General features: G+C 59.3%; 21 protein-coding genes. 7 read left to right on the top strand and 14 right to left on the bottom strand.

The annotated features are described in order from the left end of the window. The first annotated feature begins 200 nt into the window (after positions 1-200). On the top strand, positions 201-1,163 hold the full coding sequence (locus tag ACTQXI_RS03005; RefSeq protein WP_441548295.1) for a hypothetical protein: 963 nt from the start codon (positions 201-203) through the stop codon (positions 1,161-1,163). Between the two features lie 138 nt (positions 1,164-1,301). Continuing rightward, positions 1,302-2,615: a hypothetical protein gene (locus tag ACTQXI_RS03010; RefSeq protein WP_441548296.1), complete on the top strand. Its 1,314-nt coding sequence runs from the start codon at positions 1,302-1,304 to the stop codon at positions 2,613-2,615. 59 nt (positions 2,616-2,674) lie between these two features. Here the strand turns inward: ACTQXI_RS03010 and ettA are convergent, their stop codons facing one another. The 3 genes from ettA to ACTQXI_RS03025 all read right to left on the bottom strand — a co-directional run bounded on the left by ettA (position 2,675) and on the right by ACTQXI_RS03025 (position 5,511). Continuing rightward, the gene (gene ettA, locus ACTQXI_RS03015) at positions 2,675-4,354 is read right to left on the bottom strand and encodes an energy-dependent translational throttle protein EttA (RefSeq protein WP_441548297.1); all 1,680 of its coding nucleotides are present in this window, start codon (positions 4,352-4,354) and stop codon (positions 2,675-2,677) included. Between the two features lie 184 nt (positions 4,355-4,538). Next, a complete protein-coding gene (locus ACTQXI_RS03020) occupies positions 4,539-5,240 on the bottom strand; it encodes an SdpI family protein (protein WP_441548298.1) in 702 nt (233 codons plus the stop codon). After that, the gene (locus ACTQXI_RS03025) at positions 5,233-5,511 is read right to left on the bottom strand and encodes an autorepressor SdpR family transcription factor (RefSeq protein WP_154517353.1); all 279 of its coding nucleotides are present in this window, start codon (positions 5,509-5,511) and stop codon (positions 5,233-5,235) included. The genes ACTQXI_RS03020 and ACTQXI_RS03025 overlap by 8 nt, the downstream gene beginning before the upstream one ends. 300 nt (positions 5,512-5,811) lie before the next feature. On the opposite strand from ACTQXI_RS03025, the gene ACTQXI_RS03030 reads away from it, so the two are divergent. Together ACTQXI_RS03030 and ACTQXI_RS03035 are read left to right on the top strand one after the other, a co-directional pair. Beyond that, a complete protein-coding gene (locus ACTQXI_RS03030; protein WP_441548299.1) occupies positions 5,812-6,609 on the top strand; it encodes a tRNA threonylcarbamoyladenosine dehydratase in 798 nt (265 codons plus the stop codon). A gap of 14 nt (positions 6,610-6,623) precedes the next feature. Next, positions 6,624-7,406, top strand: coding sequence for a TatD family hydrolase (locus tag ACTQXI_RS03035; RefSeq protein WP_441548300.1), 783 nt, complete (start codon positions 6,624-6,626; stop codon positions 7,404-7,406). A 60-nt stretch (positions 7,407-7,466) separates the two neighbouring features. Here the strand turns inward: ACTQXI_RS03035 and ACTQXI_RS03040 are convergent, their stop codons facing one another. From ACTQXI_RS03040 to ACTQXI_RS03060, 5 genes are all read right to left on the bottom strand, one after another. Further along, positions 7,467-8,126, bottom strand: coding sequence for an HAD family hydrolase (locus ACTQXI_RS03040; protein ID WP_441548301.1), 660 nt, complete (start codon positions 8,124-8,126; stop codon positions 7,467-7,469). Positions 8,127-8,190: 64 nt separating this feature from the next. After that, positions 8,191-9,033 (bottom strand): Cof-type HAD-IIB family hydrolase, encoded by an 843-nt coding sequence (locus tag ACTQXI_RS03045; RefSeq protein WP_441548302.1) that lies wholly within the window; start codon positions 9,031-9,033, stop codon positions 8,191-8,193. A gap of 149 nt (positions 9,034-9,182) precedes the next feature. Then, positions 9,183-9,857: a deoxyribose-phosphate aldolase gene (deoC, locus tag ACTQXI_RS03050; protein ID WP_441015806.1), complete on the bottom strand. Its 675-nt coding sequence runs from the start codon at positions 9,855-9,857 to the stop codon at positions 9,183-9,185. Between the two features lie 282 nt (positions 9,858-10,139). Continuing rightward, a complete protein-coding gene (gene pgi / locus ACTQXI_RS03055) occupies positions 10,140-11,834 on the bottom strand; it encodes a glucose-6-phosphate isomerase (protein WP_441548303.1) in 1,695 nt (564 codons plus the stop codon). Between the two features lie 199 nt (positions 11,835-12,033). Then, positions 12,034-12,537, bottom strand: coding sequence for an iron-containing alcohol dehydrogenase (locus ACTQXI_RS03060; protein WP_427718555.1), 504 nt, complete (start codon positions 12,535-12,537; stop codon positions 12,034-12,036). Between the two features lie 289 nt (positions 12,538-12,826). Here ACTQXI_RS03060 and ACTQXI_RS03065 point away from each other — a divergent pair, with 289 nt between their 5' ends. Next, a complete protein-coding gene (locus ACTQXI_RS03065) occupies positions 12,827-14,344 on the top strand; it encodes a Y-family DNA polymerase (protein ID WP_441548304.1) in 1,518 nt (505 codons plus the stop codon). Beyond that, on the top strand, positions 14,337-14,762 hold the full coding sequence (locus ACTQXI_RS03070; RefSeq protein ID WP_441548305.1) for a hypothetical protein: 426 nt from the start codon (positions 14,337-14,339) through the stop codon (positions 14,760-14,762). Before ACTQXI_RS03065 ends, ACTQXI_RS03070 begins: the two co-directional genes overlap by 8 nt. Before the next feature lie 20 nt (positions 14,763-14,782). Here ACTQXI_RS03070 and ACTQXI_RS03075 read toward each other — a convergent pair whose 3' ends face one another. Beyond that, the gene (locus tag ACTQXI_RS03075; protein ID WP_427718562.1) at positions 14,783-15,001 is read right to left on the bottom strand and encodes a heavy-metal-associated domain-containing protein; all 219 of its coding nucleotides are present in this window, start codon (positions 14,999-15,001) and stop codon (positions 14,783-14,785) included. A 147-nt stretch (positions 15,002-15,148) separates the two neighbouring features. Here ACTQXI_RS03075 and ACTQXI_RS03080 point away from each other — a divergent pair, with 147 nt between their 5' ends. Continuing rightward, positions 15,149-15,394 (top strand): hypothetical protein, encoded by a 246-nt coding sequence (locus ACTQXI_RS03080; RefSeq protein ID WP_441548306.1) that lies wholly within the window; start codon positions 15,149-15,151, stop codon positions 15,392-15,394. A gap of 116 nt (positions 15,395-15,510) precedes the next feature. Here the strand turns inward: ACTQXI_RS03080 and ACTQXI_RS03085 are convergent, their stop codons facing one another. The 5 genes from ACTQXI_RS03085 to ACTQXI_RS03105 all read right to left on the bottom strand — a co-directional run bounded on the left by ACTQXI_RS03085 (position 15,511) and on the right by ACTQXI_RS03105 (position 20,913). Further along, positions 15,511-16,263 carry an amino acid ABC transporter ATP-binding protein gene (locus tag ACTQXI_RS03085; RefSeq protein ID WP_022094423.1) on the bottom strand — a complete coding sequence of 251 codons (753 nt, stop codon included), beginning with the start codon at positions 16,261-16,263 and terminating at the stop codon, positions 15,511-15,513. Between the two features lie 12 nt (positions 16,264-16,275). Continuing rightward, the gene (locus ACTQXI_RS03090; protein ID WP_441548307.1) at positions 16,276-17,586 is read right to left on the bottom strand and encodes an ABC transporter permease subunit; all 1,311 of its coding nucleotides are present in this window, start codon (positions 17,584-17,586) and stop codon (positions 16,276-16,278) included. Positions 17,587-17,752: 166 nt separating this feature from the next. Then, complete coding sequence (locus ACTQXI_RS03095; RefSeq protein WP_441548308.1) at positions 17,753-18,613, bottom strand: ABC transporter substrate-binding protein; 861 nt, start codon at positions 18,611-18,613, stop codon at positions 17,753-17,755. A 147-nt stretch (positions 18,614-18,760) separates the two neighbouring features. After that, positions 18,761-19,627 (bottom strand): deoxyribonuclease IV, encoded by an 867-nt coding sequence (locus ACTQXI_RS03100; RefSeq protein WP_441548309.1) that lies wholly within the window; start codon positions 19,625-19,627, stop codon positions 18,761-18,763. A 95-nt stretch (positions 19,628-19,722) separates the two neighbouring features. Continuing rightward, entirely contained in the window at positions 19,723-20,913 is a 1,191-nt protein-coding gene (locus ACTQXI_RS03105; protein WP_441548310.1) for an aldo/keto reductase, read from the bottom strand. Between the last annotated feature and the right edge of the window lie 74 nt (positions 20,914-20,987).

Below are 20,987 nucleotides of genomic sequence, written 5' to 3' on the forward strand. Positions count from 1 at the left end.
AATGCTCCCGTGCGTAGACGCCATTCACAACAATTAGCAAGCCCTATTGTAGTTCAACCGCCGGGTGTAACCGCATCCCACCAATTTGGTGAGCTATTGATGAGTTGATGGTATCTGTTAAATGTCACGTACGATTCACATCTGGTGGGTACCCTGATGGCTACACGAAACGAAGCAGATTTACACCGGGAGGGCCCCGTATGACAACCAAGTACACCGACGCGCCGCGCACGCGCGTCATGACACCGGCCGCGCTCAACAACGGCGTTCACGAAAACCATTCCATCGGACAGACCATGGCCATCGCGCCCAAAAAGGGCCTGTTCGACGACATTTCCATTCCCCAAATCATCGCCGGCGCCGCAGCTGCCGCCACGAGCGTCGCACTTGCTTCCAAGATCGGCATCGCCGGATCGGTGATCGGTGCCGCCGTGAGCTCGGTCATCACCGTTGTGTCCTCGCAGGTCTACCGCCACTTTATCTCTGCCAGCGCCGAAGCCCTCAAAGGTACGCACGCCGCCGTCGACTACCCTGCCGGCGCCTATGAGCCCGTTGACCTTAATGCCGAGGAGCACCTGGGCGGAGCCGCGATTACGCAGGAGATGCGCCAGGTTGCGGGGCGCGCGACCACGGCGCGCGTCGCCCCCAACAGTCTGCGTGCCAAGGCGGCGGCAGAGCGCAGCCAGACGCAAAAGAAGGTCATCGTCTTCTCGATCGCCATCGCCATCGTCGCGGTCATCGCCTGCGCTGGCGCCATCCTTATCACCACCGCCGGTGAAGGTCTGGGCGAGCGCCCCGAGTCAATCCTTTCGTCGCGCACGACCGAGCACGACGCGGATAGCACTGGTCAATCGCAAAGCCAGCAGGACGACTCGCAGGACACCTCCGCATCCACCGACTCGTCCTCGAACACCCCCGATCAATCGCAGGGCGCCGATTCCTCTGTGAACAACAGCGGTACGCAATCCGGCACAACCGACTCAAGCCAAACGACTGACAGCTCTCAGCCGAGCACGGGCGACCAGACGAGCAGCAATACATCGGGCACAAGCTCCACCGACAACAGCAACACCAATAGCTCGAACAGTTCGAACAGTTCGAGCGGATCCGCGTCCGGCACGCCATCTGACAGCTCGAGCCAAGGCACGGCATCGGGCAACTAGGCACGTTTGCCTCTCATAGATAACCGACCTGCATAACGGGCGCGAACCGGCAACGGTCGCGCCCGTTTGCCTTGGGCGACGAGATGGCAAGCCCCATGCGATGGTAAGATGCTTTGGTGTGTATAGAGGAGATTTGCCATGAGCAAGACAATAGTTAAGCCCACACTATCGCTGGGCAACCACATCTATCTGTATCGCCTGCTGCGCGATGCGATTGGGTGCGGCAAGCAAACGTTTATGACGCAGGTCGAGGAGGCGCTCGCCGCTGGCGACATGGCCGCTTATGGCCTGGGCTTCGAGTCCACGCGCGAGCTGCTCGAGGAGCTCGACGACTGCATTAAGCTGACCGTCTTTAAAGGCGGCCGCCTGTATGCCACCGTCATCGCCAACGAGGACTGGGATGCCGCCCTTGCCAAAGGCGAGGACAAGCCCAAGGCTGCCAAGGGCGCCAAGCAGTCCTACAAAAAGAAAAAGCGCGGCGAGAAGGACCTCAAGGCCGTGCGTCCCAAGCACGTTAAGCGTCCCGAGCCCGAGCCCGTGGCCGAAGTTGCTCCGGAGCCAGAGCCCGAGCCCGAGACAGGGATCGAAGTCGCTATTGAGGTAACGGCAGAAGCCGAAACCGAAATCGCCGCCACGACCGATCCCGAAGTCATATCCGAGCAGGAAGCCACTGCGGAGCTCGAGGAGGCTCCCAAGTCGACAACCGAAGAAGCCGCCAACCAACCCGAGACGTCTGCGTTCCAAAACAGCGATGTCTTTGGCGACGAGGCCGAGGACGATCAGCCCGACGAGCCCGCCGATCAAGACGCTACCGAGTCGACGCCAGAGCCCGAGACACCGCAGCCTGCCATCTCGCTCACGGTCGTCTATGACCCCGAGAACGCAAACGCCGGCATCACCACCATGGCATCCACGCCAGCCGAGGCAAAGTCGAGCGTCGAGAATGAGAGCGCGGTGCAGGTTGAGGTTGAAACCGCAACTGCAGACGCGCCAGTCACCGTAAAGCCCGCAGATTCTACGATCAAGCCGGAAGCGACGCCAAAGCCCGCACACGTCATCGAGTCCGTGCCCGCCGCTGCTTGCGGCCAAATTCCCGCACCGGCACCGGCTTCGGCACCCGCGGCGGTCCCAACCCCCGCACCCGCAGCACCGACCATCCCCGAGGACTTCCCCGTCGATTTCACAACCGAGGTCTTCTGCCCCGGCCCATTGCTACACCAGCTGTCGACCTATCTCCCCTACGGCGCCGACACGCTCGGCATCGTCGGCGAGTACTACTGGATCGCCCGCGAGCGCGGTACCATCGAGGCCACGCGAAACCGCGCAAGCTTCCCCCTGCGCTACACGCAGGCCGGCGAGCGCCACGAAGTCACCGTGCGCATCCGCCGCAACACCACCGGCGGTCTCGGAGCCACCTGGACCATCGACAAAGTCGAGCCTTCTACCAAGTAAAATAGGGACGATAACCCTCAAGGTTATCGTCCCTTTCTCGTTAGGTCACCTGAGCTCGACTAATCGCGCGTCAGCTTGCGGTGAATACGATGCGGCTGGGCTGCGTCCTCGCCCAGGCGCTCGATGCGGTTGGCCTGATAGGCCTCGAAGTTGCCCTCAAACCAATACCAGTTGCCCGGATTCTCGTCGGTGCCCTCCCACGCCAGAATGTGCGTGGCGACGCGGTCCAGGAACATACGGTCGTGGCTAATGACCACCGAGCAGCCCGGGAACTCGAGCAGCGCCGCTTCGAGCGAGGACAGCGTCTCGACGTCGAGGTCGTTCGTGGGCTCGTCGAGGAGCAGCAGGTTGCCGCCCTGCTTGAGCGTAAGCGCCAAGTTCAGACGGTTGCGCTCGCCACCGGAAAGTACGCCAGCGCGTTTCTGCTGGTCCTGGCCCTTAAAGCCAAAGCTCGCCACGTATGCGCGGCTGGGGACCTCGGTCTCGCCGACCATCATGTGGTCCAGGCCGTCCGAGACGACCTCCCACAGGTTCTTATCGGGGTCGATGCCGGAGCGGTTCTGATCGACATAGGAGATCTTGACAGTCTCGCCCACCTCGAGCTCGCCCGAAGTCAGCGGCTCCAGACCCACGATGGTCTTGAACAGCGTGGTCTTGCCCACACCGTTGGGGCCGATGACGCCCACGATGCCGTTGCGCGGCAGAGTGAATGATAGGTCGTCGATGAGCACGCGGCCATCGAACTCCTTGTGCAGGTGATGTGCCTCGAGCACCTTGTTGCCCAGACGCGGGCCCACAGGGATGCGGATGTCGGTCCAGTCGAGCTTCTGGCTTGCGCGGGCCTCGGCCTCCATCTCCTCATAGCGAGCCAGACGGGCCTTGTTCTTGGCCTGGCGGGCCTTGGGGCTGGAGCGTACCCACTCGAGCTCGGCCTCCATGCGCTTGGCGAGCTTGGCGTCGCGGTTGCTCTGAGCCTCGATACGCGCGGCCTTGGTCTCCAGATACGTGGAGTAGTTGCCCTTGTAGGGATAGAGGTGGCCGCGGTCGACCTCGCAGATCCACTCGGCAACGTTGTCCAGGAAGTAGCGATCGTGTGTGACGGCAAGCACCGCGCCCTGGTAGTTGTGCAGGAAGTGCTCGAGCCACAGGATCGACTCGGCGTCCAGGTGGTTGGTGGGCTCATCGAGCAGCAGCAGGTCGGGAGCTTCGAGCAGCAGCTTGCACAGGGCCACGCGACGGCGCTCTCCGCCGGAAAGCACATTGACCGGCATGTCGGAATCGGGCAGCTGCAGGGCATCCATAGCCTGGCCGAGCTTGGAATCGATATCCCAGCCGTCGGCGGCATCGATTTCGTCCTGGAGCTTGCCCATCTCGGCCATGAGGGCATCCATGTCGCAGTCCGGGTCGCACATCTCCTCGCCGATCTTATTGAAGCGATCGACCTTGGCGATCATGTCGCCAAATGCCATGCGCACGTTCTCGATGACGGTCTTGTCGTCGTCGAGCGGCGGCTCCTGCTGCAGGATACCCACGGTGTAGCCGGGGGTAAGTCTGGCATCGCCGTTGGAGACTTCCTCGATGCCGGCCATGATCTTGAGCAGGGTCGACTTGCCCATGCCGTTAGGGCCCACGACGCCGATCTTGGCACCGGGATAGAAGCTCAGGATCACGTCGTCAAGGATCACCTTGTCGCCATGAGCCTTGCGAGCCTGATACATCTGGTAGATAAACTCTGCCATTTGCCTGTTTTATCCTTTCTACCTGCTGTTTCCCTATTCTTGTTTCGCTTTAGTGGAAACGAGATGAGAAAACCAGCTCTAAAACGTAACGAAAAAGGGGCACGGTTACCCATACCCCCTAATACTACCTGGGAAAAGTCCCCCGGAACATACTATGAACTGCGTACGCTAGTTTTCCGCAACCTTAACGAGCGGCTCGCTGCGATTTGCGCCACAGCAGATACGAGTAGACGTAGACGACTCCGACCGAACCAAACGCCAGAACCGCAATCACCGCGGCGACAACTTCACTTGAAAGCACGCTACCCGCAACGCCCATCACAATCAGACCAACACCCAGCACCATAAAGCAGGCACCGCCAAAACGCTGCGTACGGCGCCAGTTCTCGGGATCGGCAAGTGCCCAGGGCGTCTTGATACCGAGCGTATAGTTCTGCTTCACACGCGGCAAGTAGTTGCCTACGCCAATGAACAGCAAACCGACAGCACCGGAAATCAGCACGTTGACCGAACCGACCGCCGGCACCACGCCCCAGACCGTAAGCTCTCCCAGCCAGCTTATACCACAAATGAACAGGGTGAAGGCGATTACGAAGCCCTGATAGAACTTGCCCGAGGTTCGATATGCCTCACCTTTGGGATCGATGCGCGGCACCACGCAGAACATTGCGAGAAGCACCAGGGGCAGCACGCCGTGCGCGGAGGCCATCCAGCTGGGACCCCAACCGTCAACGCCGTTCGCGCCCCAGTGCGTGGGAATCTGCGCAGGCAAGCTCGGCATCACCATAAGGTGCGCTACGATATTGGCGACGCACAGAGCGACCAGCGCGATCCACACGCGTGGCGATACCCCCGTGGCGTGAATGCCCTTGTTTTCGTTATTCATCCTTATCACCTTCAGTGTTTGTAAAGCCCATAAACCAACCGATCAAGTCCTGCATGACGGTGGTGTTTAAGCTGTAAACGATGTTTTGGCCATGACGTTCATCGGTCACCAACCCGGCGTTTTTGAGCGTCGCCAAATGATGGCTCAACGACGGCTTGCTGATGTCAAAATGCTCGGCAAGCTCCCCAGCCGTGCGGTCGCCCTCGCGTAGTAGTTCCAAAATGCGCCGCCGCGTAGGATCGGCCAGCGCTTTAAAACCCTCTCCCGGCATAGGACCTCCTCTCATCATTTCGTTCGACGCGCACACTATACTCGATATTTAAATGTTTGTCTAATTATCTAATCTTGTACTCAAAAAAATAGCCGCCCCCGCGTAATGCGAAGACGGCCACTTCTCACGCCATAAACGTGTTTCGGAGTTGGCTAACCCGCGGCAACAGGCGCCATCTGCTTCAATCTTATGCGAATCCCGATCCCATTTCAACAAACCCCAAGGGTTCAAATGGAATCGTGATAATACCTATAATGGCGATAGCTAAAACACGACTTGCTTCCCCATCGGAGGATATTTATGACCGAAACCACAGCCGCAACTCCCATCGAGACACGCGACACCAAGCTCGAGATTATCATGGGCCGCGAGGCACTCGATAAGCTCGCCGATGCTACGGTGCTGGTGCTCGGCTGCGGAGGCGTGGGCTCCAATTGCTGCGAGGCACTCGCCCGCGGCGGCATCGGTCATTTCGTCATTCTGGACAAGGACATCATCGCGCCCAGCAATATCAATCGCCAGGCCATCGCCTTTCACAGCACCGTCGGCAAGCGCAAGGTGGACGTGATGGAAGCCATGATTCGCGATATCAATCCCGCCGCTACCGTCATCAAGCGTACCGAATACCTGTTGAGCGACAACATCGACGAGTTCTTTGCGAGCGTTTTTGAGCAGACGGACGGCAAGCTCGACTACGTCGTCGACGCCATCGACACCATCTCGGCCAAGCTCACCATTGCCAAATATGCTCAGGACCACGACATTCGTTTGGTTAGCTCCATGGGCGGGGCCAACAAGCTCCATCCCGAGTGCCTCCACTTTGCCGACATCTTCGATACGGTACGTGACCCCATGAGCCGCATTATGCGCAAAGAATGTAAGAAGCGCGGAATCAAGAGCCTACATGTATTGTTTAGCTGCGAGGAATCGGTTAAGACACAGCCCCGCGACCCTTCCAACATCCATGAGCGTACCGAGCTGGGAACCGCCAGCTTTATGCCGCCCATCATGGGTCAGATGATTGCCGGCGAGGTTATCCGCCAGATCAGTGGGCGCGGCACCGAGCACGTGCGCGCCGATGGTCAGCGCCTGGACTAGCGGAGTGCGCCGAGATGGAGCCCCGGTTATTTGATGCACACTGCCATCTTGATTTGATGGCTTACCCGAATGCTGTTGCCGACGAAACTGCGGCTATAGGGCTGGGGGTCTTTGATTGCGGGGTCGACCCACGCGACTTCGCGGCAGCAAAAAAGCGGGCCAGCCGTTACCCAAACATTATCGCGGGCGTTGGCCTCCATCCTTGGTGGCTCGCCGACGGCCGCTGCGGTCCTGCCGAAGTCAATCTGCTTTGCAAAGTTGCTGCCCAAGAGCGCTATATCGGCGAAGTCGGACTCGACTTTTCCGCGCGCTTCGCCGGAAGCGAACCGCTACAAATACAGGCACTTGACCGGCTCTGCGATACGCTCGTGCAGTATCCTCTTACCGGGCGCGTGATATCAATTCACGCCGTTCGTTCGGCAGGAACCGTACTGAACGTCCTCGAATCGCATGGTCTACTCATCCCAAACTCTGACTCCCCCGCCATCATCTTCCACTGGTTTAGCGGTACTTCGGACGAGCTCGTCCGCGCGCGTAATGTGGGCTGCTATTTTTCTGTCAACGAACGCATGCTCGCGTCTAAACGAGGACGCGAATACGCACGACAGATTCCACTCGATCGTTTACTACTCGAGACCGATGCACCAGCGGAGGCAAACACAGAAACAAGCGCGCAGTCGCTCTTCAAATCGCTCACAAGGACCTCGATGCGCATCGCCTCGCTCAATAATTGTGACGCAAAGCGCATCGAATCGGCAGTTTTAACAAATGCGCACTCTGTTTTTGGCCTTCGCTAACCCCTCTGGGCAAAAAGACGACAACGATACCATTATGACGGTAGACGTGCCGTCCAAGTCCTACGCAAGCTCCAGCAGCTCCGGCAGCTGGTCGATAATCTTGTCCGCGGCATCTTGGCTAAAGCCGAAGCGTTCCTCGCGCTTGGCAATGACCGTCAGGCCGGCTCGCTTGCCGGCAGTGATACCAGGCACCGAATCCTCAACGCAGCAGCAGCGATTCGCGGGAAGTCCCAGCAGGTCCAGCGCATGCAGGTAGATGTCGGGCTCGGGCTTGCTCTCCTTAAACTGCTCGCCGCTCACCACATACTCAAAGGCATCCGACAGCCCGCACGCATTGAGCACTTCCTCGATGCTATCCATGGGAGACGAGCTGGCAAGCGCCACGCGAACGCCGCGGCGCGGCAGCTCTCGAATCGTATCCACGGCGCCTGGGTTAATCAAAGCCTGATAGTCGCGCGGACGCTTATGCGCCCACTCGTCCCAACGGGCCAACGCTTCCTCGCCAGTGAAATGCCCCTTACCGGCGCGCTCAAACCAATCGACCAGCATATGCAGGAAGAACTGATGTGAGGTACCGATCTGCCCATTCAACTCCTCTTGAGTCAGGTTAAGCCCAAGCTCCTTGGCAAACGCGGCAGTCTCGCCCAGGTAGTAATACTCGGTATCGACAATGACGCCGTCCATGTCAAAGATAACGGCGTCGAACGGAAATGCGGACACGGCACCCTCCCTAACAAAAGGGCGCCTGTAAGCAGGCGCCCGAACCATGCATTAATCGGCGATTCTAACCCAGCAGCTTATCCAGCGCCACCGCAATGCCGTCTTCGTTGTTATTGGCAGTCACCATCTGGGCCACGGCCTTAACCTCGTCAACCGCGTTGCCCATGGCAACACCGGTGCCGGCCCACTCAATCATGGACTTGTCGTTCTGGCCGTCGCCAAACGAGACGACCTCGCTGGCATCGATGCCGAGCTTGGGCAGGGCACCCTCGAGCGCGCGGGCCTTGTCGATACCGGGAGCCGTAAACTCAAAATACCAGTCGGCCGTAAACATACCCGAAAGCGTCTGGGTAAAGGGCGCGTACATCTCCTCGTAATGCGCTTGCAGATAGGCCGGGTCGCCCGCAGTGAGCAGCTTGTCCACGGGATAAGTGTCCACGACCTCATGCAGGCTCTCCACCTCGCGAATCTTAAGATCGCACGCGTCGCGCTCGTATTTGACGATGTTTTTCTGCGAGCCATCCGGCAGCGTAATCATGCAGCGGTACGAATCCTCGACATGCAGATCGCGACCGAGCGAAATCATAGGAATCACGTCGAAATTACGCAGATGATCAATCAGACGGTGCAGTTCGTCAGCCGGCATGGCCTGGTCAAAAAGGACCTCATCGGTCTGAGCGTCGACCACATGCGCGCCATTAAAGGCCACCAGCAGACCGTCATGGTTATGAAGGTCGAGCTCCTGCGCCAAGGCGTGCAGCCCCCATGCGGGACGGCCCGAAGCCAAAATGAGCTTAATGCCCGACTCCTGCGCCGCGAGCAGCTTCTCGCGCGTACGCGGGCTGATGACCTTTTGGTCGTTGGTGAGCGTACCGTCGATATCCATTGCGATGGCTTTGATTGCCATATAAGCCTCCCTGTCATTGAACAACCTTGTCTGAGTCATCATACAGAACACCTACTGCGGCTCTGTCTGCAACGGGTAAAAAGCCATATTGTCCCGAACATGAACAGCGTGTGGTCGTGAAGCTTTATCGCTCAGGTCAAATACGTCTGCTAGCGACGCTCATCCGTCGGTGCGCCCTCGACGATCGCGATGCCCGCCGATGCACCTAACGCGCTGGCGCCGGCCTCGATGAATGCGCAAGCCTCTTCGTAATTATGGATACCGCCCGCCGCCTTGATTGCCACGGCATCGCCGAGCACCTCGTGCATCAGCCGCACGTCCTCGAGCTTAGCACCGCCAAAGCTTCTGCCGGTCGATGTCTTAAGGAATCCCGGCTTGGCCTCCAGCGCGATCTCGCATACACGGCGCTTGGCGGCGTCGTCGCCGTCCAGCTTGCACATCTCAACGATTACCTTGTCAGTGATGCCATGCGCGCGACAAAAATCAGCAACGGCAGTCATCTCGCGCTCGATGGCATCAAAATCGCGGTTCTCGATCGACCCCTGATTCAAAACATAGTCAATCTCGGTAAAGCCACACGCAGCGTATTCCTCAAACCTCGCAAGCTTCTCCTCAAGCGTCATAGTGCCCTGGGGAAAGTCGATAGCGCCGGCAAGGATGATGTCAGAGCCCTCGAGCATGGCGCGGCCCGTCTCGTACTCCTGCAGGTTCGCAAATACGCAGCGAAAGTTGTACTTTAGCGCCTTCTCGACATACTGCTCAAACGTGTCCTCGGGGGCATCGATATAGTCGATGTATTTATTGATGGGTTTGGCAAGCGTCATGCTGAGCCTCCTTGTTCAGGGCTGACAACCGATTCGTGGTTTCACGCGAAAAACCACGTTCAATATACGCCCGACATGCAAGGACAGCGTCCGCATTCCGGCAAGTGGTATGAAATTAGCTGTAGACGTATATTTACGGACAGCGAATGGCACCGTACGCGGATGCCGACTGCAAGACATCCCCCCCCTCAATACGCCCTCATGCCCACTCAAATAGCAAAGGGGCCCGCATCCCAACGGATACGGGCCCCTTTCAGTCATAAGCCAACTCGGCCGTAAAGACTACTTGCGGTGAGCGCGGTAGAACTCGATGAGTGCCTGGGTCGAAGCGTCCTGCTCGGCCTTGGCGGCGTCGTCGTGGAAGGCCGGGGTAATCTGCTTGGCAAGCTGCTTGCCCAGCTCGACGCCCCACTGGTCGTAGGAGTCGATGCCCCAGACCGTGCCCTCGACAAACGTGATGTGCTCGTACAGGGCGATGAGCTCGCCGAGTGCGAACGGGGTCAACGTATCGCCGAAGATCGAGGTCGTCGGACGGTTGCCCTCAAAGCAGCGGGCCGGGACGATCTGCTCGGGCGTGCCCTCGGCGCGCACCTCATCGGCCGTCTTACCAAAGGCGAGTGCCTTGGTCTGGGCCAGGAAGTTGCCCAGGAACAGCTCGTGAACATCCTGGCCGCTGTCGGTTGCGGGGTTGGCAGTGTTGGCGAAGGCGATGAAATCGGCCGGGACCACCACGGTGCCCTGGTGCAGCAGCTGGTAGAAGGCGTGCTGACCGTTGGTGCCGGGCTCGCCCCAGAAGATCTCACCGGTGTCGGAGGTCACGGCGCTGCCGTCCCAGCGGACGTGCTTGCCGTTGGACTCCATGGTGAGCTGCTGCAGATAGGCCGGGAAGCGGTGCAGGTACTGGCAGTACGGCAGCACGGCGTGGCTCTTGGAACCGAAGAAGTTGACGTACCAGACGTTGAGCAGGCCCATCAGCGCGACGGCGTTGTTCTCGAGCGGGGTATTGCAGAAGTACTCGTCGATGGCGTGGAAACCCTCGAGGAACTGCTGGAAGCGCTCGGGACCGAGCACGACGATCAGCGACAGACCCACGGCGGAGTCGACGGAATAGCGGCCGCCGACCCAGTTCCAGAAACCAAAGGCGTTAGCGGGGTCGATACCGAAGGCCTCGACCTTGTCGAGTGCGGTGGAAACGGCAACGAAGTGCTTGGCCACGGCCTCGGCGTTCTGCTCATCGGTGCCGTCGATGGCACCCTGAGCCTTGAGCTGCTCGAGCATCCAGGTCTTGACCTCGCGAGCGTTGGTGAGGGTCTCGAGTGTGGTGAAGGTCTTGGAGACGATAATCACGAGCGTGGTCTCGGGATCCAGGCCCTTGAGCTTCTCTGCCTGATCGTTGGGGTCGATATTGGAGATATAGCGGCAGTCGATACCGGCGTCGGCATAGGGGCGCAGAGCCTCGTAAGCCATGACCGGGCCCAGGTCGGAGCCGCCGATGCCGATGGACACCAGATGCTCGATCTTCTTGCCGGTAACGCCCTTCCACTCACCGGAGCGCACGCGCTCGGCAAAGGCGTACATGCGGTCGAGGACCTCGTGCACGTCGGCGACGACGTCCTGGCCGTCGACGATGAGCTGGCCCTTCTCGGTTGCCGGGCGGCGCAGCGCGGTGTGCAGGACGGCGCGGTCCTCGGTGGTGTTGATGTGCTCGCCGGAGAACATGGCGTCGCGGCGCTCCTCGAGCTTCACCTCGCGGGCAAGATCGCACAGCAGCTTGACGGTCTCATCGGTCACCAGGTTCTTTGACAGGTCGAAGTGCAGGTCACCGGCGTCAAAGCTCAGCTTGTTCACGCGCTCTGCATCGGCAGCGAACCAGGCCTTGAGGTCGATACCTTCGGCCTCGAGCTTCTCCTGATGAGCCTCGAGCGCCTTCCAAGCGGCGGTCGACGTAGCGTCGATAGGTGCGGCAACAGTTGCCATAAAGTCCTCCTCAACATACGGGCGCAAACCTCCATGCGCCCGGATAATCAGATGCTCCTATTCTAGCGCAGGTCAAGACCGTAATCAGCGAGCGTTGCCAATCCGCCCCCAAACGGCGACCGACCAAAAAGGGACAGGTTTATTTTGGCAGGTCAAACGCTTTACCTACCAAAAATAGCCCATCTCTTTATGGCAGACATTAGGCCGCGGCGCACACGCTGCCGAGCAGCTCACGCAGAGGAGACCCAATGCCCTCAAGCAGTTCGGGCGCGATGATGGCAAAAACGGGAACCTCACCGGCCCCCACGACGGCAGGCACTTTGCCCTCCGAGACAATACATCCATAAGGGACAAAACCGTCTTCGCCGGCATCGAGCGCCGCCATGCGACGCGCGAGTTCGCGCGCAAAGCCAGCAGTATCGGCATCGCCGATCGCCAGGACAAAGTCCACGCCTTCGTCGGTCGCCAGGGCCACAGCTTCGTCGATCAGCTCGTCTCCCCCGTCGCCCTCAACCGAGCCGCAACGAAAAAGCACGCGCTCGAGCAGAGCTCGGTCAAGCGAGCCGAGCGCCGCCGAGACAAGCTCATCGCGCGTATGTTTGTCGCCACCCAGCACCACCAGCGCCTTGGTGCCGCCGTAGTGAGCGACCAATCGTCCACACCAGCGAGCCACGTCTCCATCCGCAACAAGGCGCGTCGGCATACCAAACCCATAGTTGACCATTATCCCCACAACCCTTCCGTGCTTTATGGTGGTATCGATCGTTAGGCTCATGCTACGAAGCGAGGTTTTCCGGGCTGTTTCGCGCTCTTTAGAGCTGCGTTAAAACCCGATACAACCGCCCGACCATACCTGCCAAAAAGGGACAGGTTTGTTTTGGTCGGTCAAGCGTTTTACCTACCAAAATAAACCTGTCCCTTTTTGGCAGGTTTTGACGATGTCCGGACGAGCGGGTATTATCGAACATGCATTCGATAAGAACATGTGTTTGATGGGAGGACGCGTGGGGCACGGGCGTCACACCTATATCTGCATCGACCTCAAGACGTTTTACGCCAGCGTCGAGTGCGTCGACCGCGGGCTCGATCCGCTCACCACCCACCTGGTCGTTGCCGACGAATCACGCGGGCGTACGACCATCTGCCTCGCCATTACCCAGGCCATGAAAGACCTCGGGATACACAACCGCTGTCGCCTGTTTGAGATTCCCGACGGCATCGACTACATCAAGGCCGTACCGCGCATGCAGCACTACATGGAGGTGTCGGCGCAGATCTACGGTATCTACCTGGAATACGTCAGTCCGCAAGACGTTCACGTCTACTCAATTGACGAGTGCTTTATCGACGTGACACCCTATCTAGAGCTCTACCATACCAATGCCAAAAGCTTTGCCTGCATGCTGCGCGATGAGGTCCTCGCGCGCACCGGCATCACGGCGACAGTCGGCATCGGCCCCAACCTATTCCAGGCCAAGGTGGCGCTCGACATTACCGCTAAGCACGTACCCAGCCGCATCGGTATACTCGACGACGAGACCTTTCGCAAGGAGATTTGGCCCCATCGCCCCATCACCGATATCTGGGGTATCGGCCCCGGCGTGGCAGCTCGCCTCGAAAAGTACGGGGCATACGATCTGATGGGTGTCGCCGCGCTCGACGAAAACCTGCTTTACGACGAACTCGGCGTCAATGCCGAGTATCTCATCGACCACGCCTTTGGGCGCGAGCCGACAACTATCGCCGATATTCAGGCCTATCGCCCGCAGGCAACTTCAACCACCACAGGACAAGTGCTCTCGAAGGGTTATGCCTACGAGCAGGCCTACACCGTCTTGCGCGAGATGGTCGACAACGCCGTACTGGACTTGGTCGATAAGCACGTGGTCTGCGACAGCATCTCGCTCTTTGTGGGCTACGCGAGCGAGCGCGCCGACATACGCCGCCTCGACGCCAGCGGCACAGCGCAATATGTAGACGGATGCGGACATTTGCGTTCGAGCACGTCGAGCATCGAACCCGCCGCAACCGCCGGCCCCGAGCTCGCACCCCGTGCACCCAAGCCCGTCCAGCGCGATGACGAACGACGCCGTCTGGTGCGCGAGGCACAGGCAATCGACGGCATCTTTGTGGGAGAGCATGGCGGCAAACCGCGTGGCGGCTATGCCGCGCTCTTTGCGCACTCTAACGCTTCGCGCAAGCTGCCCGAGCGCACCAATTCGTTTAAGAAGATCATGGGCTATTTCGATGAGCTCTGGGCGCAGACCGTCGATCCCAAACGACCGGTCAAGCGCATCAATTTGGGCTTTGGCAACCTCATGCCCGAGGAATTTGCCACCATCGATCTGTTTAGCGATGTTAAGGCCGATGAACGCGAGCGCGACCTGGCCCGCGCCGTTCTGGCCGTGAAGGGCAAGTACGGCAAGAACGCCCTGGTCAAGGGATTAAGCTTTACCGCCGGCGCCACCGCACGCGAACGCAACGATCAGGTAGGAGGACATCGTGCCTAAGTCCCAACAACAGCCGATGCGGCCACCGACGCCTTTTGAACGCCTGGCGGACCCCGATGGAAGGCGTCGCGCCGCCGACCCCAAGCTCACCGCTAACGGTGCCGTTCGCGCCAACCGCGCCGCGCAGTTTATGCCCTTTGCCGCCCTCACGGGATACTACGAGCTCGTGCGCAAACAAGAGATCTCTGTTGAGCCCAAATGCGAACTCACGGAAGAAAAAGCCCTCGAGCTTTCAAAAAAGCTCGAGGGCCTCAAACGCGGCGACTTGGTGCGCGTCACTTATTACGATACATACGGCTATCGTAGCCGCACCGGCATTCTCGACGAAGTGCTCCCCGCGTTCAAGCTGCTCAAACTCCGAGACATCGCCATCGGCTTCGACGATATCCAAGACATCGAGCTGCGCGGCCGAGCCTAAGCGCAAGCGTACGCCCGGCCCTACGGCTTTATGACGTAATAGCCCGCATCCCTCACGGCAGCCTCAAGCACCTCACGATCGATCGGGTTTTTAGAACGGATGCACGCCGTGTGGTCTGTATACGTCACCGTAGCCCAAATGCCATCGAGAGCATTGAGGGCGTTCGTCACATTTTGCGCGCAGCCGCGGCAGCTCATACCGCCAATAAGCAGTTCATCGCTATAGGGATAGTGAGACACATCGGTGTCCGCGACCGCGACCCTCTTGATCTTCTTTCTGCCCGCCCCATCGCCGCAACAGCATGTGCCATGCGTCGATGCGACAATACGCCGGAATCCAAAAAATAAGCCGGCGGCTATGACGCCCTCGCCTTCGGCTGCCCCGCCATGGGCTCCGAGGAGCTCGAGTACGATGAGTTTCAGCCGATGTGGGACGAAGTCAAGGAGACCCTCGGCGACAAGAAGGTCGTCCTCTTTGGCTCCTATTCTTGGGCCGAGAGCGAATGGATGGACAACTGGAAGGCGGACGCCGACGAGGCCGGCGTCAACGTCGTCGATTCCGTCATCTGTTACGACGCCCCCGACGATGAGGCAGAGGCCGCCTGTCGCGCCCTTGGAGCCGAGCTCGCCTAACGGCGATAAGCTCCGCCCATACGCGGCTCTGCACCAAAACACATTCGCATCCCAACAAAAACGGGGCTGGATCCAAATCCAGCCCCGTTTTCTGCTATGTCAGCCACATAAAGCAGCTACGAGATGTTGCCCAAAAACGCCTTGGTGCGCTCGCTCTTGGGATGGTCGAAGACCTCGCTCGGCGTGCCCTCCTCCACGATAACGCCGCCGTCCATAAAGACGACGCGGTCGGCGACGTCGCGGGCAAAGCCCATCTCGTGCGTCACCACGATCATCGTCATGCCGTCACGCGCAAGATCGCGCATGACGCCAAGGACGTCGCGGACGAGCTCGGGATCAAGCGCCGACGTAGCCTCGTCAAAGAGCATCACGTGCGGATTCATCGACAGGGCGCGGGCGATGGCCACGCGCTGCTGCTGGCCGCCCGAAAGCTGGCTCGGCATAAAATCGATGCGCTCCGCCAGACCGACCTTGGTCAGCTCCTCGACGGCAATCTTCTCGGCCTCTTCCTTGCTGCGCTTGAGCACCTTTTGTTGCGCAAGCATGACGTTCTTTTTGACCGACAGGTGCGGGAACAGATTGAACTGCTGAAACACCATGCCCAAGTGCGTACGCACCTTATTGAGGTCGACGCCCTTGGCGCACACATCCACGCCCTCGACGACAATCGAGCCGCTCGTGGGCTCCTCAAGACGGTTAATGCAGCGAAGCATCGTCGACTTGCCCGAGCCCGAGGGGCCCAGGACCACGACGACCTCACCCTTGTGCACATCCAGATCGATGTCGCGCAGGACCACGTTATCGCCAAAGGCCTTCTGGAGATTCTTGATGCTGACGACGACCTCGTTCGAGTTATTGGTTTCGCTCATAATAGAACCTCCTTACAGACCTGCAATATGATCGGCGGGTGTCGCGACAACCTGTCCGGCGCTCTTGGTGGGACGCTTCTTTTTGGTTTCGGCCGTCCCCAGAAGTCTCGCCTCAAGACCGCTCACCAAGCGCGCAAGCGGCAGGGTAATGACCAGATAGAACAGGGCGGCAACCACATACGGCGTGATGGAGCCCGTCGTCGCCACGATGGTGCGGGCATTCATGACGATCTCGACCACGCCCACGGCGGCGAGCAGCGACGTATCCTTGTAAAGCAGGATAAACTCGCTGGTCAGCGTAGGCAGGACATTGCGGAACGTCTGCGGAATCATAACGTAGAGCAACGTCTGGAAGGCATTCATGCCCAGCGAGCGGGCAGCCTCGTTTTGGCCCTTGGGGATCGACTGAATACCGGCACGGAAGATCTCGCACAGGTACGCAGACGAGTTCATGGCCATGACGATAACGCCCAAGACGTAGTCGTCCACCTTGACGCCGGCAAGTGGCAGGCCAAAGAACGCGATATAGATCTGCAGGAACGCCGGCGTACCGCGGATGATATTCACGTAGATGCCGGCAAGACAGCGCAGGATGCGCGACTTGGAGATGCGCATGAGCGACAAGGCAAAGCCAAAGGGGATTGCCAGCGGAAACGCCACAAGCACGATCGAGAGCGACATAAGGAAGCCCTTAAATACGACCGGCAGGCTCTGGACCAAAATGACCGGGTTCAAGAACAGGCGCAGGAACATATTGGAATTCCAAGCCTCGACCCACGGCTGTTCCTTAAGATCGGCCTGGAAGTTATCGAAGGCCGTCACGCCCTTAATCTCGACGGAAGGAATCTTGGAAATCTTCTTGGTCGAACCGTCGGCGAGCGTATAGGTGCCGCTAAAGGCCTCGTCGCCGCCTTCGACGGGGAAGGTCACGCCGTACACCTCGACACGGAAAAAGCCGCCGGCAGGCGCCGTCTCGCCAAAGTCGATCTTGAGCGTCTGGCCATCAGCCGTGCACGTGGGCTTCATGGGTGTGCGATCCATGAGGTCCTCGCCCGAGAGCATCGTCAATCGCGTGTCATCGGTACCAAACGTCGTGCCGTCGACAAACGTCAGCGAAAGACCGCTCAGCTCCTCGTCGGCGTCGGCCTGAACTTCCCAGGTAATGCGTGTCTCGGTGCCGCCGATCACATCGCTGCCCGAACCGGTGTTGGGTCGGGCGGTAATCTTTGCGGTCTCAAGCGCTTGGGCAGTCGAGGGCGCAGATGCCCCCACGCACACCAGCGCGAGCGCCACGGCCATGACGCAGGCTAGCTTTTGGAGCAAGGCGGGTAGTGAAGAACGCTGCTCAGCGGCCCCTTTGTTCAGTCGAGACAAGGTGGCTCCTATCGTAGAAGTTGCCGGCAAAAGAGACGGAAACACTCTCCGTCGAGAGAAGCGCAAAGGCCCTCTCCGCTAAACGGAAAGGGCCCACACGCAATCAAGTATCTGTTTACTTGATGTTGTACTTAGCCATGAGGGCGTCAACGGTGCCGTCGTCGGTCAGGTCCTTGATGGCCTGGTTGATGTCGTCCTTGAGCTTGGTATTGCCCTGGTTGATGGCAATAGCGTACTCCTCGCCGGTGCTGATCTGTTTAACCGTGTGGCAGGTGTTGAACTGCTCGGCGGTCAGCTGGCTGGCAACGGAGCGGTTGGTGACTACGGCATCGCCCTTATCGGACTGCAGGGCGCTGAAGCACTCGGTAGCGTCCTTGTAGGGGACGATCTTGGCCTTGGGGAAGTTCTCCTGGGCAAAGGCCTCGGCGGTCGAGCCAGACTGGACGATGATGGTAGCGTCGGCGTTGTTGAGCTTCTCGCTGTAATTGTCGGCCGTGATGTCGGTGTTATCGACCTTGGTCACGATAGCCTGATCGTCCATGTAGTAGGAATCGGAGAAAGCGACTTCCTTCTCACGCTCGGGCGTGTCGGTGATAGCCGCAATGGAGACGTCATACTTGGTGCCCGAAGCGACGCCGGGGACGAGCGTGTCGAAGTCGTTGTTGACGTACTCGACATCCAGGCCCAGCTTGTCGCCGATAGCCTTGATGAGCTCAAGGTCAAAGCCCTGATAATCGCCGTTGTCATCCTTGTACTCAAACGGAGCGTACTCGGCAGAGGTGCCGACGGTCAGCGTACCGTCCTTGACGAGTGCGTACTCCTTGGAGCCGTCGACCTTCTCGACCTTAGCGTCGTCAGAGCTGCTGGAACCGGCATCAGAACCAGAGGTGGCGTTGGACAAGCCGCAGCCCGTCAGTGCGAGGGCAAGCGCCATGGCGCCCGTGGCGGCAAATGCGCCAAGCTTCTTCAGCTTCATAATCAGTCTCCTTCCAATGGCCCCATGTGATTCAGGGGCCTGCAAAAACTGAGGGCTATTATGCACCCGCGTGAGAGAATCTGCAATTAGAAAACTGATTGAAACAAACCCATAACGTGAATGGAACACTCCGCTTTGTGACAGTCATTACTGCTGCAACGACCTTAATAGCGTAATTTCCGCTGCATAACCTGCAAGTTCGTTCGGCGTTTCCAAAATGAATGGCAATGATCGCAGGCGGCTATTCGATACAATATTCTGCATAGCCTGCATTCCACCGCCAAGTTCCTCGCTGCCGAGGTAACCCTTGCCGATGCACTCATGCCGGTCCTTATGGGCACCGCGGGGATTCTTGGAATCATTGATATGCACAGCGCGCAGGCGCTCGATACCCACCACACGATCGAACTCGTCGAGCACACCGTCAAGATCTTGGACGATATCATAGCCGGCGTCATTTACATGGCAGGTGTCCAGGCAAACGCCCAGCTTGGCCGACAGCTCGGGGCGCCTGTCAGCAACGCCCTCGATGATGATCGCCAGTTCCTCAAAGCTGCGGCCCACCTCGGTGCCCTTGCCAGCCATGGTCTCGAGCAGTACCGTCGTCTGTTGGCCCTCAAACATCACCTGGCACAGGGTGTCGACGATCATCTGAATGCCGGCGTCGGAGCCCTGTCCCACATGCGCACCGGGATGGAAATTGTAGTAGTTACCGGGCAGCGCTTCCAGACGCTGCAGATCCTCAGCCATGGCCTCCAGGGCAAACTCGCGCGCCCGCTCTTTGGCCGAGCAGGGGTTATAGGTATACGGAGCATGGGCCACGAGGGGACCAAAATCGTTTTGTTCCATAAGCTCGCGCAGGGCCGCCACGTCATCAATGTCAAGGTCTTTCGCCTTGCCGCCGCGCGGGTTGCGCGTAAAGAATGCAAAGGTATTGGCGCCAATGGATAGCGCCGTCTCCCCCATCGCCCGATAGCCCTTCGTCGTGGATAGGTGACACCCAATCGTCAGCATCCCCAGCTCCCCCTCATCAGTTACGGTGAAATAGTTCCTGTTGATGCCTTATTCTGCCGCAAACAGGAACTATTCCACCGCAAGTTATAAAAGGGTCATGAGGAGCGCGTTTTGCCGAAGGCCTTAAGCGCCGCCGTCACGGGGCCAGGCTGGAAACGTCGGCGCACATCGTCGAGACGCTCGGGAATATCGATGTGTTGCGGGCAGTGGCGTGCGCATTTGCCGCACTTGACGCAATTGCTCACCAACTTGGGCTCGCTTGTGCGCACCGCGCTCGCCGTAAAATACTGCGATAGACCCGTAAACCAGCTGTGCGCATAGCTTGCGTTGTAGGCGGCAAAACACCCAGGAATATTGATGCCTTTAGGACACGGCATGCAATAGCCGCATCCCGTGCAGGGCACGCGATTCGATTTTTCAAACTCCGTCAGCACGTGCGCGATGGCATCGAGCTGAGTAGCTGTCATCGAATCCGGCAGGGCCCGATCGGCCAACGCCGCGTTCTCATCCACCTGCGCGGTATCGGTCATACCCGAAAGCAGCATCGTCACCTGAGGATGATTCCACACCCACGAAAGCCCCCAAGCGGCAGGAGTGCACAAATGCGGGTCACGGGCGCTATCGAGCACAGCGCGGGCCCGCGGCGGCAGCTTGCCCGCCAGGCGTCCACCCAAAAGCGGCTCCATCACAAACACCGCGAGGCCTCGCTCGGCGGCGGCCATGAGCCCCGCCGTTCCCGCTTGGTAACGCTCGCCGGCATAGTTGTACTGTATCTGGCAAAAGTCCCACTCATAAGCATCGAGCATCGTGAGGAAGTCCGCCGCACTGCCGTGGTACGAAAAACCGATCCGTCGAATACGCCCCGCAGCCTTTTGGCGCACAATCCAATCCTCGATACCCAGTGCCACCACGCGTTCCCACTGGGCGGGCGAGGTAATGTTGTGCATGAGGTAGTAGTCGATATGGTCAGTCCGCAGGCGGCGCAGCTGCTCATCAAAGAAACGGTCGAAATCCTCCGCGCACTTGCACGAGGCGTGCGGCAGCTTGGTCGCGAGCAAAACCTGGTCGCGCAGGCCCAAGCGCTCAAGCGAAGCGCCTACGCAAGCCTCGTTGCCGGGATAAAGATAAGCCGTATCCAGGTAATTTATCCCCTGCTCCACGGCGCGGGAAATGATAGTATCGGCTGTCTTCGCATCGGGGCGTCCCGGCGCACCGGGAAACCTCATGCACCCCAGCCCCAACGCCGAGATACGGTTACCGCTTTTGGGGTCAACGCGATACTGCACGGCCCCTCCTCCCCCATCGAAGCTCTGACGCGGCGAAACAAACCCGTCACGCCACCGAAACACATCGGAATCGC

The organism is Collinsella sp. LCP19S3_C9 (assembly GCF_052121575.1).
Taxonomy (GTDB): Bacteria; Actinomycetota; Coriobacteriia; order Coriobacteriales; family Coriobacteriaceae; genus Collinsella.

What these genes read in the sequence shown, in the direction of transcription:
- ACTQXI_RS03005 (WP_441548295.1), top strand. Translation starts at nt 201, where the DNA reads ATGACAACCAAGTACACCGACGCGCCGCGCACGCGCGTCATGACACCG.
- ACTQXI_RS03010 (WP_441548296.1), top strand. Translation starts at nt 1,302, where the DNA reads ATGAGCAAGACAATAGTTAAGCCCACACTATCGCTGGGCAACCACATC.
- ettA (WP_441548297.1), bottom strand. Translation starts at nt 4,354, where the DNA reads ATGGCAGAGTTTATCTACCAGATGTATCAGGCTCGCAAGGCTCATGGC.
- ACTQXI_RS03020 (WP_441548298.1), bottom strand. Translation starts at nt 5,240, where the DNA reads ATGAATAACGAAAACAAGGGCATTCACGCCACGGGGGTATCGCCACGC.
- ACTQXI_RS03025 (WP_154517353.1), bottom strand. Translation starts at nt 5,511, where the DNA reads ATGCCGGGAGAGGGTTTTAAAGCGCTGGCCGATCCTACGCGGCGGCGC.
- ACTQXI_RS03030 (WP_441548299.1), top strand. Translation starts at nt 5,812, where the DNA reads ATGACCGAAACCACAGCCGCAACTCCCATCGAGACACGCGACACCAAG.
- ACTQXI_RS03035 (WP_441548300.1), top strand. Translation starts at nt 6,624, where the DNA reads ATGGAGCCCCGGTTATTTGATGCACACTGCCATCTTGATTTGATGGCT.
- ACTQXI_RS03045 (WP_441548302.1), bottom strand. Translation starts at nt 9,033, where the DNA reads ATGGCAATCAAAGCCATCGCAATGGATATCGACGGTACGCTCACCAAC.
- deoC (WP_441015806.1), bottom strand. Translation starts at nt 9,857, where the DNA reads ATGACGCTTGCCAAACCCATCAATAAATACATCGACTATATCGATGCC.
- pgi (WP_441548303.1), bottom strand. Translation starts at nt 11,834, where the DNA reads ATGGCAACTGTTGCCGCACCTATCGACGCTACGTCGACCGCCGCTTGG.
- ACTQXI_RS03060 (WP_427718555.1), bottom strand. Translation starts at nt 12,537, where the DNA reads ATGCCGACGCGCCTTGTTGCGGATGGAGACGTGGCTCGCTGGTGTGGA.
- ACTQXI_RS03065 (WP_441548304.1), top strand. Translation starts at nt 12,827, where the DNA reads ATGGGAGGACGCGTGGGGCACGGGCGTCACACCTATATCTGCATCGAC.
- ACTQXI_RS03080 (WP_441548306.1), top strand. Translation starts at nt 15,149, where the DNA reads ATGGGCTCCGAGGAGCTCGAGTACGATGAGTTTCAGCCGATGTGGGAC.
- ACTQXI_RS03085 (WP_022094423.1), bottom strand. Translation starts at nt 16,263, where the DNA reads ATGAGCGAAACCAATAACTCGAACGAGGTCGTCGTCAGCATCAAGAAT.
- ACTQXI_RS03095 (WP_441548308.1), bottom strand. Translation starts at nt 18,613, where the DNA reads ATGAAGCTGAAGAAGCTTGGCGCATTTGCCGCCACGGGCGCCATGGCG.
- ACTQXI_RS03100 (WP_441548309.1), bottom strand. Translation starts at nt 19,627, where the DNA reads ATGCTGACGATTGGGTGTCACCTATCCACGACGAAGGGCTATCGGGCG.